A 13,432-nucleotide genomic window follows, 5' to 3' on the forward strand; every position below is an offset into this window, starting at 1 on the left:
CCGACGGTGTCGCCGCGAGCGTCGCCGAAAATCGCGCCGCTTGATTAGGCCGCGTCACCCAAACTCTCGCATAGCTCATTGTTCCACATCCCAGCCCTCATGCCGTTCCTTCCATGAAGCAATCTGCGTCTGGCCATGGAGCATGCAGGTCATGACGCTGACCTCGCGGGCGTCGAACAGGAGGCTAAAATCGCGGTAAGCGCGGGTGTGGCCTGCTGGCTCGGACGTGAGGGCGCAGGCACTAATTCCACGCTCGTCTTGCTGCCTGTCCTGACCTTCGCGGCGCATGCCATTCTCTGCCATAGCGCAGGCACCGCCCTGCAGACCGCCGCAAGAGCCATAAGTGCCAGTCAGCGACGCGGACTGCCACGAATGAGCCGATCTGTTTGGGAGCATCTTCGAGTGGTACTTCTTTTCCCTGAACCCGGCGCACTTCCGTGTTTGGTGGCGGCTTTGGCAGGACGGGATCGAACGCGGTCTTGAGGTTGTAGCGCAGCACGACAGCTTTGCCCATACAGGCTGGGGCGGTCAGAGTTCGTCAATCCAGTTCGCGATGTTTCCCCACGTCCAGACCATTGTACTGAGATTTCTGGCAGAAGCCTGATCCTGATCATAAGCCCAAATGCCTTTCATCGGCTTACGTTCCTCCTCGGCACACTGACGTTCCCAGGCCTGACTGCGAGATGACAAGGTGTTCTTGCTGATTACGACAAGGACGCCGGTCGATTGGCGAATTTGCTCTCGAACCTGTGCCTGCCACTGCCTGTCGTATGTTTCCTCCACCGGAGGATCGGCATATTCAAACAGCCTTTTCGTGCGAAGTGGTTCCGCCTTGATCATGTTTCGGATGCGCCTGTCCTCACTTGCGGCGGCAATGTAGATGATCTTTTTCTTGGCCATGGATGAAGTTCCTCGTGGCAATAAAGCAAATACCTGATCTCATCAGGATGACTGGGTGGACACCATACTCAACCATGCCGAAGCAAGAAGAGCCCAGCCCGCACCGGCTATCCACCCTGCCAGAACATCGCTCGGATAGTGAACGCCCAGCATCACGCGGCTGAGGCTGACCAGGATGCTGATGGCGATGCCTGTCGCAACAAGTGCTCTGCGGACGTTTTCCCGCGGGCTGAGGGTTCCCAGCACAACGGCAAGGCTGATGTAGACAACAGCGGCATTGAAGCTATGTCCGCTGGGAAAGCTGTAACCTTCCACTCCCATGAGATGGGACACGTTGGTTGGGCGAGGCCGAGCAAAGCCAAGCTTCAGCAAAGCGCCGATCATCCAGCCGCTGGAAATGGTGACAAATAGGATTGCTGCCTGACGTCGCATGCCGAACAGCAGAAGCATTGCGACGGCAGATGCGGCAAGGAGGTGCCGCAACGTGACACCGCCCAACTCTGTCATGCCTCGCGTCATGTCGGCTGCCCACGAGGGCCCGCGCAGTTCCAGACCGGCTGAGCTCCGAAACAGCAGCAAGCCCAGGTTATCCAGGTCGGCATGACGACCGCTTAGCATCAAACCCGCAAGAACGGCAAAGACCACCCAGCAGAGCGTCGCACAGATCAGCGCCGCACGCAGGCTGAGAAGCGCGTGGCAGCGGGAGGCATCCGTCTTAGGGCTTTCGCCCGCGGCTGCCTGATGATCTTGAGGCGAGTTCAGCATATGGTTCAGGCACACGATGTTGGGTGCAATCCGTAAATTGTCGAACTGCGCCTTTCTTCCAAAGCCGTCTTGTTGGGGGGCAGAGTGTGGAGGCGCTGCACGGCATGATACCTCGGCCGCAGTCCGTCTCCAATGTCGAAGCAATCCCGATCACAGGGAAAAAGACTTGCCGAGGCGAGGCCTTTTCCCTCGTCTGCAAGGGGTTCAGATCTTGGTGCGATCGATGTCGTCGCGGCGCAGGCCGCCGCTCAACGTATCGCGATCGCCATCGACATCGTCCTTCTCGATCTCGACCTCGGTCCGGCGCACCGTGTCCGAGATGTCCTCACGATGGGTTTCGCTAGTCTTGCGCAGGCCGATCTCCTCCACCACACGGGCCTCCTTCTGGACCACCGCTTCCTCGCGGTATTCCTCGGCTTCAATGGTGCGGTCCTGGAAGGCGGCGTCGGCACTGGTGACCTCGCGATCAACAGGGCGGCGCTCGATCTCCACCCGCTCCTCGCGCAGATCGACGCTTTCGTTCACCGGCTCCTCAACCGTATAGGCCCGAACCCGAACACGACCATGCCCGGTTTCGCGCTTGCCGACGCGAAGGCGCTCCTCCACGACCGGAATGGTTTCGTCGTCTCGCAGATCCCGACCTTGCCGCACGGACGCATCAGCGCCCATTCTGTCCTCGTCGACATAGGGGCTGTCCAGATCACCCGTCACACCCGCGCGGGCGCCATAGGCCGATGCCGTGCTGCTTGAGGCATAGGAGCTGGCCTCGTAACCGCCCCACCCTTCGGAACGCCAGCTTTCGGCACGTTCGTCGAGGTTCACGCTGCCTTCCTCATCCAGAATGTCCAGGGCGGTTTCGTATTCGCCCCCTGAAACTCCGCTCACGGTCACCAGGCAGCCGCCGCGCGACAGCCCTTCGGCATAGGTGTAGCGATCCTCATCGGGAAAGAAGAAGTCGCTGAGACTGTCCCAGAAACCCTTGCGATCCTCGTCCCAGGTCTGAGACGCCGTCGTGGTTGTGCCCGCCCCGCCGGCGACTTGCCGAATATGCGACTCGGGGATGCCGGCCGCGACCAGCCGGTCTACGGCGCGTTGTGCATCGGCCTGACTGTCGAAGAGCGCGGACACCGATGTTTTTCCCATCGGGCCGATGGCGTTGTCATAGGTCATGGTGATCATCCTTGTTGGAGGTTGGGGTGAGATCGGCCGGGATACGGTCGATCTGAACAGTTTGGCGGCGGATGGTGGCCGCGACGTCGACTGTTTCGGTCCGTTCGACGCGGCGGACATGAACCTCTTCGCGGAGATACAGTTCGCGCATAACGACAAGCCGCTCCTCGACCACGGGAATGATCGTCAGGTCGCCCTCGGCCACGACCTCAGGAACGCTGTTGATCTTTCGATCCACGGGAACTTGGACAACACTCACCTCGACGCTGGCAAGCTCGGCGGGCAGGATCCGGTCGATCTCTTCGGTCCGGGTGGAAATCGTGACACGGCCGCTGGCGACCCTCCGGGTGGAGATCGACGCCGTTTCCGCCATGATCAGAATGGATTGGGTGTCCGGATCGTCGGGCATGGCCTCCCCCCGCAGTCAGCAGGAACAAACGAGCGGCGCTGCAATGCGTTCCGTCGGCCGACAGGTGCGTCAATCTCCCGAAGCATAGAGCAGGGCGATATCCCGGTGATGAAGAGCGCATGCTCCGGTCTCCGACTTCACCACAGCACGCTGCGGTTCCAAGACCACGACGCAGCCGCTCTTGAAGCTGTAATGCCGGTCGCCGTTGGCCAAGGTCATCTGAACGGGGATCTCGTCCATGGGACGCTCCGGCTCAGTGGAGGCAGGTGCCGTTTCCATCTGGGCCTGGCAGGCCGCAAGCAAGGCAATGGCGGTCAGCGGGGCAAACAGCATTCTCATGGTCAATCTCCGGAACATACCCTTCGACAACGCGTCAGCATCAGGAAGAGATGCGCATCACGAATGGCCGCGCTGCAGTTTCGGGCTTGTCATGCAAGCCCTGCTGGCACATCGCATCAAGATGCGGCCTCGTCGCTACCCTGCCAGGAGACGTAAGACCCACCTCGGCCGCGGCGGCGAAGAACCAGCCACGTCTTCATTTCCTGAAAATGGGTACTTTTGTCCGGCTCTCGGATGACCACTGGCCGCCGCCGATCAGGGAAAGCCTAGACCTTTGCCTCGGATACCAGCTCATCAAGCGGGGCAACGATGCGGCATCTCAGTCCGTCCCGGTGATAGTCGAGTCGGCTCTCGGCCAAGGCTGATCCGCTCAAACCCATTTCGATCAACTGGGAACCGAACCCTGATGTCTCGGGGGGTGATACAGGTGGGCCATTGTGTTCTGTCCAGGAAAACGCCAGCAGCGCTTTACCGGCCTCACGCTCCTCGATCACCGACCAGCGGATCTCGACCCGCCCTTCCGGAACCGACAGCGCTCCGTACTTGCTGGCATTGGTGGCAAGCTCGTGGATGACCAACGACAGTGTCAGCGCCGCTTCCGATCCGATGGGGATCACCGGACCGCCGATATCCAGGCGCGAGCCGTCATCGTGCGGCGCCAAAGACGCCTCGATCATGGCACCCGCCGTGCCGGCATCCTTGTGACCGCTGATCAGAAGATCATGGGCCGTCGCCAGAGCCTTGATCCGGTTCATCGTCGTGCTGCGGGCGCTGTCGAGATCATCAGCGTTGCGCAAGGTCTGCGACACGATTGCCCCAACAACCGCGAGGGTGTTCTTGAGCCGATGCGCCAGTTCGTGGTTCAAAAGCTGCCGCCGCTCCGTTTCCTGCAACTCGCGCTGCTTGCGCTCATTGACGTCGGAAAAGACCACCGCGAAGCGGTTGTCATCGAGCGCCCTGGCGCGCCCCTCGAACCAGCGGTTGCCCAGGGCTGCCATGAAGACCTCGAAGACAACCGGCTGCCCGGTTTCCAGGACTGCGGCGAAGGTGTCGATGATCGACTCCTCCCCGTTCGGGACCAACTCACGATAGGTCCGGCCCTGCGAACCGTGCCTCAAAAGCCCGGTCAGGGTCTCGAAAGCCGGGTTGATGTCGTGATAGCGCCAATCGATCATTCGCCCAGACTTGTCGCGGATGGCCTCGCCGATGAAAAAGCCCTCCTGCATGTCCTCGAACAGGCTGCGCCATTTCAGCTCGGAGACACGCACGGCGATCTCCGTGTCAGCTAGGGCGGCAACCCTGCCGAGACGATCCAGATCCAGGGGGTCCCATGCCCGCGGCTCGGGGCTGATCGCGGCCACGGCGCCGATGACCTCGCCCGAGGGCAGGTGCAGGGGAACACCCAGGTAAGCGATGACGTCCATGTCCCGAATGGCAAGGTTCTGGGCCAGCAGCGGCTCAAGCCGGGCATCGGTGACCATCAAGGGCGTATCGTGGTCGACGACGTGCTGGCAGAAGGAGTGGCTGAGGGGGGTGCCGCCGAGCGCCGCCCATTCCGCCGGCAAGCCACGATGGCCGGCAAAGACCTGCCGGGTGTCCGACACGATGGAGACAATCGCCACCGGCACATCCAGCATGTCGCGGACCAGATCGGCAATCCGGCCGAACTGCGCCTGTGAATGCGCCTTCAGCAGGTTGGAGTGATGCAGCGCCCGCAGCCGGACCGGGTCAGACAGAAGATCGTTCGGCACGAGGAAAGCGTCACAGCGCAAACATTCAGGGTTTGTTCCCGCAATACTTCCGAAAGCAGGTTTGTGAAAGAAGAATTCTGTTCCTTCACCCTCTTGCTCGTTCGGTCACCGCCGCTTGACTTGATCTTGACTGGCGTCTTCTGGAACTTGTCGCTACCAGACGCTTTTCCTTGACAGGCACGCCGAAGAACAAGCGAGCGGAGAATGCCCGACCCTTTCGCACGATACGCACTTGTCGCGGATGACGATCCGCTGATCCGGATGGACGCGCAAGCGATCCTCATCGAAGCGGGGTTTCGGGTTTATGCGGCTGCCGGCTACGAGGACGCCATGGAGATCCTGACGTCCTGGGGCCACGGCATCCATCTGCTGTTCACTGACGTGCAGATGCCGCCGGGCACCAGGAACGGTTATGACCTCGCCCGCCGTTGTGCGGGCGACTGGCCGGAGATCGGCATTCTTGTGGCATCCGGGGCCCAGCCACCCGGACCGGAAGACCTGCTAAAGGGTGCGTTGTTCATCGGCAAGCCGTTTACTGCGGATACAGTAAAGGAAGGGCTACACCAACTTTTCCCGGATTGTTGACCCTCAGCAGGACGAAGCGGCCACGGCGGAAGATCAGGCGGCAGGAGTTGGCACGGATTCGCTTGCCGAAGGGCCGCAATCCCGCAGCAATCACCCGATCAGTATTGGCGCCTTCTCCCGCTGTTTGTGCGACGGCATAAAGCAACTCCGCTAGGTCGGCCTGCTTTTCCGCGAGGATCAGGAACGGCTCGCCGGGGTTCTAGACCACGATCCCCATCATGCCTGCCGTCCGAGGAGCAATTACGGTCCGCGTCTTAAGGGCGAGCTGGACAACAGCGATCCATAAAGGGGTGCCGCTCGACGGCTGGTCGAACAGGCTCTCGGCAGATCTTCTGCTCATGGTTCACTCTGGAAGCTCCGTGATCCCCACAAGTGAGACATTCCGGCAACGCCCCCGGCTTTGCTGCCGCTGATCTTGACCCTTCCCGACCATTCTTTTGACGCACAACCGGCAGAGCGTCTATGTTCAATCAAAGCGGGAAGAACAAGCACCGCGCAAGGCATCTAGGAAGATCAGGGACGCGTCCTGCGCTGGCCTTTTTCTTCCAGGGCGAGGGACATAGGGGGCCGCCTTTTGGCGGTCCTTCCTTTTGGCGGTGGTTACTTCTGAAAGTCCCAATACCCTGCTGGGCTGAAGCAGTATCAGGCAAGACAAACCTCGACATGGTTCTTGGCGTAGTCATTGTTCGGGCTGGTGGCGCCGCCATGGCTGTTAAAAGATCGCTCCCGGTAGCCTGACTTTGGGCAGCGACGCCGCAGGAGTTCGAGTCACAATGGTCAGCGACAAAGGGGTCAAGCATCGCCTCTCTGTCGCAAGCAAGCCGCAGGCGCTTGCGAGGACGCTTGTGTCCGCTCTCATGAACTATGAGGCGAATGGCATCTGCGCGCAACAAAGCAAGCAATCAGGCTGGACAGCGGCCCTCCTCTTTCACAAATTATCCGATTGTCGCCGGGCCTCAAAACTCTAACGCTGTCATTATCATGAAGCGCGTCATCCTCACCGATTCCCGGACAAAGGTTTCTCAGCTTTTCGAGAGCCCGCCGTGGCGGCTTGGTCAGATCAGACAATGCAGGGACAGCGACACCTTTGACGTCCGCATGGTCCACGACAATGGCAAAGAAATCGTCATCAACGTCAATGCCGATCGCATGTCGCTCACAAACAGGTTCAAGGGGTGGTGATCTCTGTACGCTGCAGAGAGGAACTCTATTGCTAAGCCTGACGGCATGTCACGAAAGGGGATCGTTGAGAGGACGGCCAGCTTGGCTCTGAACAGGTCCCTTGAAGGCTAGCAAATGCTGGCGGAACAAAATCTCAGATGAATGGTCCGATATTTTTTGCACTGAAGGGGCGTCTACTGTTACAGATCAGGCCATGACACAGATTTTGATCGGCTACGCCCGCTGTTCCACCGACAAACAAGACCTTGCTGCGCAGAAGGGCATCCTTGCCAGCTTCGGGGTTGCCTCCGATCGCATCTACACCGACCACGGCTTTACCGGCACGAACCGCGCCCGCCCTGGTCTCGATCAGGCGCTTGCAGCCTTGCGGGAGGGCGACACGCTTGTCGTGCCGAAACTCGACCGCCTGGCGCGTTCCGTCCCAGATGCCCGCGACATTGCCGACAAGCTGGCCGTGCGCGGGATCAAGCTTCAGCTTGGCACCTCGATCCATGATCCCACCGACCCGATGGGCAAGCTGTTCTTCAACATCCTGGCGACCTTTGCCGAGTTTGAGGCCGACTTGATCCGTATGCGGACCCGCGAGGGCATGGCCGTGGCACGCGCCAAGGGGAAGTTGCGCGGCAAGAAGCCGAAGCTGTCGGAACGCCAGCAGCAGGAGCTGCGGCGCATGTATGACACCGGCGAGTATTCCATCAGTGATCTGGCAGAGGTGTTCTCGATCTCGCGGCCGACCGTATATCGCACCTTGGGCCGGCAGGCGGCGACGGCGGCGTGATGACAGATGATTCAAAGCTGCCACGCCCCCCGTCGCTGAAAAGCGAGACCCGGCAGACGAACTGGCGCCTCACCAACCTGCCGAAGTACCAGGCGCATCTTGCGGTTCAGCGTGCGCTCATATCTGGAGTACTGGAAAAGCAGAACTGCGAGGTCTGCGGCGCAGTCAAGGTCGATGCCCATCACGACCGATACGATGAGCCATTAAAAGTGCGGTGGCTCTGCCGCAGCCACCACGTCAAGCTGCACCATTACGGTGAAGATATGTTTCCTGTCGGTCGCCTCGGAGACGAACTTAAAGAGTGAGTAGGAAAATCAAGGGGGGCGTTCAAGCACCCGACATTTTCATCCGTCCTTCCTCATTCTCTACTCTTGCTCTCGCTGGGTCGCCATGGCCCGGACAGGGCCACGCGTTCGCTTCGTTGCAAAGATAAGTTGAACCAGCCGGAACGAACTCCCTTTCTCAACGGTTAGCAACACTGGTGTATTTAATTCCTCCAGGCGCGAGGACGGATCCATGATCGTCGCCATCGTGTCTGCTCTGCAAGATTGCAGTGCTTAGGTTTGGAGACAGGCATGATCAACCATCCCACCCGTCGATCCATCCTCTCAATGATCGGCGCGGCCGCAGGCAGCAGTGCCATGTATGCGGCGATGACATCCTTGGGTCATGCGGCCGAATCGCCCTACAATGGGCCGATCAAGCTTGACGGAGATCCCAAGGGAGCCAAGGTCCTGATCCTGGGGGCAGGTCTTGCTGGCATGACTGCAGCGTTGGAATTGCGTGCGGCAGGCTATGAAGTCGAGATCCTAGAATACCGTGAAAAGGCCGGTGGGCGTTGCTGGACTCTGCATTCGGGCGACAGCTACACCGAACTGGGCGGCGCCACCCAGAAGGTCGATTTTGCCGAAGGCAACTATTTCAACCCTGGCCCATGGCGGATCCCCCATCACCACCACGCACTGCTGGATTATTGCCGGCGGTTGGGGGTTACGCTTGAACCCTTCATCCAGGGCAATCAGAACGCCTATCTGCATTCCTCGAACGCCTTCGACGGCAAGCCGATGCGCTTCCGCGAGATCAATGCGGATTACCGCGGCGGCATCTCGGACCTTCTGGCCAAGGCCACCAACGCAGGCGCCTTGGATGAAGCTGTGTCCCCCGCCGACCGCGAGGCTTTGATGGCCTCGCTGAAATATTACGGCGTGCTTGACGATGAGTTCAACTATCGCAAAGGCGATCATTTGTCAGCATATCGGGGTTGGGCGAAATGGCCTGGGGGCGGGGCCGACGCCCGGCCTGAACCGTCTGAGCCGATCGACTTCGCCACCGTGCTGCAGTCGAAGCTGTGGAGCAAGCTGCTTGAGGATCAGGTGACCGATCACCAGGAGACCATGTTCCAGCCTGTTGGCGGCATGGATCGCATCGCAGCGGCCTTCGAGAAGCAGGTCGGCGATCTGATAAAATATAATTGCAAGGTCACGCAGATCCGTCAGAACGATGGGGGCGTAACTGTCACCTATGTCGGATCGGACGGCACGAGCGAGCCGCGTACTGCGTCGGGCGACTGGTGCGTGTGCACCATCCCGTTCTCGATCCTCAGCCAGATCGAGGCCGACCTCTCGTCCGAAATGCAGAGCGTCGTCGACAACATGCCCTATGCTGAAGGGACGAAGTTCGGGCTGGAGTTCAAGCGCCGCTTCTGGGAGCAGGACGAACATATCTACGGCGGCATTACCTATACCGACCTGCCGATCACGCTGATCAGCTATCCGTCCACGGGTTATCAGTCAGATGGGCCAGCCGTTTTGCTGGGCGGCTATCCGTGGGGGGCCATCTCCAACCAGTTCACTGCGATGAGCCCCCAGGATCGTATCAAATGGGCGCTCGAATACGGGTCCCATATCCATCCGCAGTACATGGACGAATTCAAGACCGGTGTCAGCGTAGTCTGGCACCGGGTACCCTGGACGCTGGGCTGCTATGGCCTGTGGCGCGACCGTGAGGCGAACTACGACCAGGCGACCAAGATCGACGGGCGCATCCTGATGGCGGGTGAGCATGTCTCATATCTCCCTGCCTGGCAGGAAGGCGCGATCACCTCTGCTCTGGACGCGATCTCGCGTCTGCACGACCGCGTCATCAACGGCTGAACGGAGGCAGGACAATGCGTTCTCCAATGACACTGGCGGCCTTGGCCTTGGCCGCCGCTCCTGAACTGACCGCGGCCCAGGAGCGGGCCAACGACAACTCATCGGCACCACAAACGTCTGCACCATCCCCTACAGCAACAGGGGACGGGGCGCCGGCAGCAGAGATTGAAACCTTTCAGCCCACCCCCTTCGAGTCCCGGCTGTTCCAGGATCCCGACAAGATCACACAAACCGAAGGCGAGGATATTTATCGTGCCCTCTGCGCAGGCTGCCACATGCCGGATGCCAAGGGCGCGGTTGGGGCAGGCATGTATCCCGCCTTGGCCGGCAATGAAAACCTGATCGTCGGGGATTACCCCGTCTCTGTTATCGTGAACGGCTTGCACGGAATGCCTCCCTTCCGGCACGTGTTGGACGACCAGCAAATCCTTGCCGTGGTGGGGTATCTTCAGGGCACGCTTGAGGATACCGAGGTCTTTCCGGCCACGCTTGAAACGGTTCAGGCAGCGCGTGAAGCTGCCGGTCCGTTGCCTGAATGAACCCAAAAGGAACATCCGAATGATCCGTCTCAAAGTCAGCCTGGCCACACTAATGCTGGCGGCGGCGCCCGTTGCAGCCACTGCCCAGGATGCAAGCGTCATCCGTCATCCAATCCCGGATTCCGACTTTCCCATCGCGCAGGCAATCGAAATTCCGGCCGATGCCACCCGTGTCCTGGTCAGCGGCACCGTTCCCGCCTCTGCCGATAATTCGGCCGATCCGAACAGCATCGCCGCTTATGGCGACACTGAGACACAGACCGTGTCGGTTCTGAAGCAGATCGAAACGAAGCTTCAGGACATGGGTTTGTCGATGGGGGACGTGGTCAAGATGCAAGTCTATCTGGTGGCTCCGTCCGAGGAGGCTCCGATGGACTTTGCGGGGTTCATGAAAGGCTATACGCAATTCTTCGGGACGGACGCGCAGAAGAACCTGCCCACCCGATCGGTGTTTCAGGTCGCCGGTCTTGTGAATCCAGGTTGGCTGGTCGAGATCGAGGTTGAGGCGGTGCGGCCTTGACGCACCGCCCGTCGCCTTATGGGGCAAGCCGATATAAGCTTTGCGGTATGTTATTGTTCCAAAGCCGCTTTTTAGATGGGTGAAACAGGGCTCTGTTGCACAAATTGTGTAATGGACGGGGCTCCCCCTTCCCCGGACAGATTTATCCCACGGCTTCCGTGAGGGGGATTCCGAGCGCTGTGAAGCCGTTGAGCACAGCGACCCTGACCTGGAACTCTGCAACCTGACGGTCGAAGTCCCGCGCGGACAGGCGCTGCCCGAGGAGCTTGACGCAGTGCATCTTGGTCTCTGCACGGCTTCGGCGGTGGTAGCCGCTCCATCGTCGCCAGATGGTCCGCCCGACGCGCTTCGACGTCCGCAGGATTTCGTTGCGCGCGACGGCACCGGGGGTGTCTGGCTTCCACGGTTTGGCGTTCTTGCGGGGTGGGATGATGGCAGCGGCACCGCGGGCGGCGATGGCGTCGTGGCATTTGCGTGTGTCGAAGGCGCCATCTGCTGTGACGCTGGCGATTTCCTGGCCTGGCGTGAGAACGGCAGTGAGAAATTAGGCCACGGAAGCGGCGGCATGGAGCTGCTGCGGGCGGCGTAAAAGTCGTCCACCCTTTCCCTTTCTGCGACAGCAGGGAGGGCGCGAGGATTTTCAGCGTGGAACTATATCTCAGGGTTCGCCAGGCCTGCGCGGCGGGCATGAGCCAGCGTCAGGCGGCGAAGGCCTTCAACATCTCCCGTGATACGGTTGCGAAGATGATGACGTTCTCGGTGCCGCCGGGCTACCGGCGGACGGCCGAGGTCAGGCGGCCGAAGCTTGATCCCTTTATCCCGATCATTGAGGGCTGGCTTGAGGCGGATCGCTCCATGCCGCGGAAGCAGCGGCATACGGCGAAGCGGGTGTTCGACCGGCTGCGTGACGAATGCGGGTTCACCGGCGGCTACACGATCATCAAGGACTACATCCGGGAGCGGGAACGGCGGGGCCAGGAAGTGTTCGTGCCGCTGGCGCATCCACCGGGCCATGCGCAGGCCGACTTTGGCGAAGCAATGGTCAGGATTGGCGGTGTCGAGAAAAAGGCGCATTTCTTCGTGCTGGACCTGCCCCATAGCGACGCGTGCTATGTGCGGGCTTATCCGGCGGCGGTCGCCGAGGCCTGGGAGGACGGCCACATCCACGCCTTCGCCTTCTTTGGGGCAGTGCCGCAGTCGATCGTCTATGACAATGACCGGTGCCTGGTGGCGAAGATCCTGCCCGATGGCACCCGCAAGCGAGCCGTCCTGTTCAGCGGCTTCCTGTCGCATTACCTGATCCAGGATCGCTACGGCCGCCCTGGCAAAGGCAACGACAAAGGGAATGTCGAAGGCCTGGTGGGTTATTGCCGCCGCAACTTCATGGTGCCGCTCCCCGAGTTCGAGACTTGGGAGGCGTTCAACCTCTGGCTGGAAGAGCAATGCCGCAAGCGCCAGCACGATGTCCTGCGCGGCGAAAGCGAAACGATCGGCGAGCGGCTACAACGCGATCTGGCTGCCATGCGCCCTCTCCCGATCGCGCCCTTCGATGCCTGCGACCAGGACACTGGCCGCGTCTCGTCCCAGTGTCTGGTGCGCTACAAGACCAACGACTATTCGGTGCCGGTCGCCTATGGTCATCAGGATGTCTGGATCCGGGCTTATGTCCACGACGTGGTGATCGGCTGTCGGGGCGAGGTCATTGCCCACCATCCCCGATGCTGGGACCGCGACGAATTCATCTTCGATCCGATCCACTACCTGCCGCTGCTGGAGCAAAAGATCAACGCACTCGACCAGGCCGCGCCGTTGCACGGCTGGGAGCTTCCCGAGGAATTCGCCACGCTGCGGCGGTTGATGGAAGCCCGTATGAACCGGCATGGCCGACGCGAATACGTCCAGGTCCTGCGGTTGCTGGAAACTTTCGACCTGGCTGATCTGCATGCCGCGGTGAAGCAGGCGCTCCAGAGGGGCGCGATTGGCTTTGACGCCGTAAAGCACCTGCTGCTTTGTCGTGTAGAACGCCGTCCGCCCCGACTGGACCTCGACTGCTATCCCTATCTGCCCAAGGCCACGGTCGAGAAGACCAAGGCCGGTTCCTACATGCGGCTGTTGTCGGGCAATGCGGAGGACGCGGCATGAACGATGTCCCGGAAATCCTGCTCGCCCATCACCTCAAGGCGCTGAAGCTGCCGACGTTCCTGCGGGAACATCAGAAGCTGGCCCGGCAATGCGCGGCCGAAGGCATGGACCATGTCCGATACCTCGCCCGGCTTGTTGAGCTGGAGTTGATCGACCGGGAGCGGAGGATGGTCGAACGCCGCATCAAGGCCGCCAAATT

The 13,432-nt window shown here is 60.6% G+C and carries 15 protein-coding genes and 2 pseudogenes; 9 read left to right on the forward strand and 8 right to left on the reverse strand.

Annotated elements, in window-relative coordinates:
- Window positions 1-75: 75 nt before the first annotated feature.
- The 7 genes from ACFOM8_RS21290 to ACFOM8_RS21320 all read right to left on the reverse strand — a co-directional run bounded on the left by ACFOM8_RS21290 (window position 76) and on the right by ACFOM8_RS21320 (window position 5,334).
- Window positions 76-303, reverse strand: coding sequence for a hypothetical protein (locus ACFOM8_RS21290; RefSeq protein WP_377764385.1), 228 nt, complete (start codon window positions 301-303; stop codon window positions 76-78).
- Between the two features lie 225 nt (window positions 304-528).
- Window positions 529-900, reverse strand: a complete 372-nt coding sequence (locus ACFOM8_RS21295) for a TIR domain-containing protein (protein WP_207471675.1) — start codon at window positions 898-900, stop codon at window positions 529-531.
- 42 nt (window positions 901-942) lie between these two features.
- Entirely contained in the window at window positions 943-1,665 is a 723-nt protein-coding gene (locus ACFOM8_RS21300) for a phosphatase PAP2 family protein (RefSeq protein ID WP_377764387.1), read from the reverse strand.
- Between the two features lie 204 nt (window positions 1,666-1,869).
- Window positions 1,870-2,835 (reverse strand): YsnF/AvaK domain-containing protein, encoded by a 966-nt coding sequence (locus ACFOM8_RS21305; protein WP_377764389.1) that lies wholly within the window; start codon window positions 2,833-2,835, stop codon window positions 1,870-1,872.
- Window positions 2,825-3,244, reverse strand: coding sequence for a DUF2382 domain-containing protein (locus tag ACFOM8_RS21310; RefSeq protein WP_377764391.1), 420 nt, complete (start codon window positions 3,242-3,244; stop codon window positions 2,825-2,827). Before ACFOM8_RS21310 ends, ACFOM8_RS21305 begins: the two co-directional genes overlap by 11 nt.
- A 69-nt stretch (window positions 3,245-3,313) precedes the next feature.
- A complete protein-coding gene (locus ACFOM8_RS21315) occupies window positions 3,314-3,583 on the reverse strand; it encodes a hypothetical protein (RefSeq protein WP_377706969.1) in 270 nt (89 codons plus the stop codon).
- Between the two features lie 266 nt (window positions 3,584-3,849).
- Window positions 3,850-5,334 (reverse strand): sensor histidine kinase, encoded by a 1,485-nt coding sequence (locus tag ACFOM8_RS21320; protein ID WP_377764392.1) that lies wholly within the window; start codon window positions 5,332-5,334, stop codon window positions 3,850-3,852.
- 204 nt (window positions 5,335-5,538) lie between these two features.
- Between ACFOM8_RS21320 and ACFOM8_RS21325 the strand changes: the two genes are divergently transcribed.
- The 7 genes from ACFOM8_RS21325 (at window position 5,539) to ACFOM8_RS21355 (ending at window position 11,091) form a co-directional block, all read left to right on the forward strand.
- Window positions 5,539-5,919 carry a response regulator gene (locus tag ACFOM8_RS21325; protein WP_377764394.1) on the forward strand — a complete coding sequence of 127 codons (381 nt, stop codon included), beginning with the start codon at window positions 5,539-5,541 and terminating at the stop codon, window positions 5,917-5,919.
- 981 nt (window positions 5,920-6,900) lie between these two features.
- The gene (locus tag ACFOM8_RS21330; protein WP_377764395.1) at window positions 6,901-7,101 is read left to right on the forward strand and encodes a hypothetical protein; all 201 of its coding nucleotides are present in this window, start codon (window positions 6,901-6,903) and stop codon (window positions 7,099-7,101) included.
- 100 nt (window positions 7,102-7,201) lie between these two features.
- Window positions 7,202-7,879, forward strand: coding sequence for a recombinase family protein (locus tag ACFOM8_RS21335; RefSeq protein WP_449301513.1), 678 nt, complete (start codon window positions 7,202-7,204; stop codon window positions 7,877-7,879).
- Window positions 7,879-8,184 carry a hypothetical protein gene (locus ACFOM8_RS21340; RefSeq protein WP_377764397.1) on the forward strand — a complete coding sequence of 102 codons (306 nt, stop codon included), beginning with the start codon at window positions 7,879-7,881 and terminating at the stop codon, window positions 8,182-8,184. Before ACFOM8_RS21335 ends, ACFOM8_RS21340 begins: the two co-directional genes overlap by 1 nt.
- Before the next feature lie 270 nt (window positions 8,185-8,454).
- On the forward strand, window positions 8,455-10,032 hold the full coding sequence (locus ACFOM8_RS21345) for a flavin monoamine oxidase family protein (protein ID WP_377764399.1): 1,578 nt from the start codon (window positions 8,455-8,457) through the stop codon (window positions 10,030-10,032).
- A 26-nt stretch (window positions 10,033-10,058) separates the two neighbouring features.
- Window positions 10,059-10,571, forward strand: a complete 513-nt coding sequence (locus ACFOM8_RS21350) for a c-type cytochrome (RefSeq protein ID WP_377764400.1) — start codon at window positions 10,059-10,061, stop codon at window positions 10,569-10,571.
- The gene (locus ACFOM8_RS21355; protein ID WP_377764402.1) at window positions 10,543-11,091 is read left to right on the forward strand and encodes a RidA family protein; all 549 of its coding nucleotides are present in this window, start codon (window positions 10,543-10,545) and stop codon (window positions 11,089-11,091) included. The genes ACFOM8_RS21350 and ACFOM8_RS21355 overlap by 29 nt, the downstream gene beginning before the upstream one ends.
- Window positions 11,092-11,233: 142 nt before the next feature.
- Here ACFOM8_RS21355 and ACFOM8_RS21360 read toward each other — a convergent pair.
- Window positions 11,234-11,611 (reverse strand): annotated as a pseudogene (locus ACFOM8_RS21360) (transposase); the annotation flags it as partial.
- Window positions 11,612-11,736: 125 nt separating this feature from the next.
- On the opposite strand from ACFOM8_RS21360, the gene istA reads away from it, so the two are divergent.
- Both istA and ACFOM8_RS21370 read left to right on the forward strand, forming a co-directional pair.
- A complete protein-coding gene (gene istA / locus ACFOM8_RS21365; protein ID WP_449301514.1) occupies window positions 11,737-13,233 on the forward strand; it encodes an IS21 family transposase in 1,497 nt (498 codons plus the stop codon).
- A pseudogene (locus ACFOM8_RS21370) lies at window positions 13,230-13,432 on the forward strand (ATP-binding protein); the annotation flags it as partial. The gene istA and the pseudogene ACFOM8_RS21370, both read left to right, overlap by 4 nt.

This window comes from Paracoccus angustae, from assembly GCF_042648745.1.
GTDB classification, from domain to species: Bacteria; Pseudomonadota; Alphaproteobacteria; order Rhodobacterales; family Rhodobacteraceae; genus Paracoccus; species Paracoccus angustae.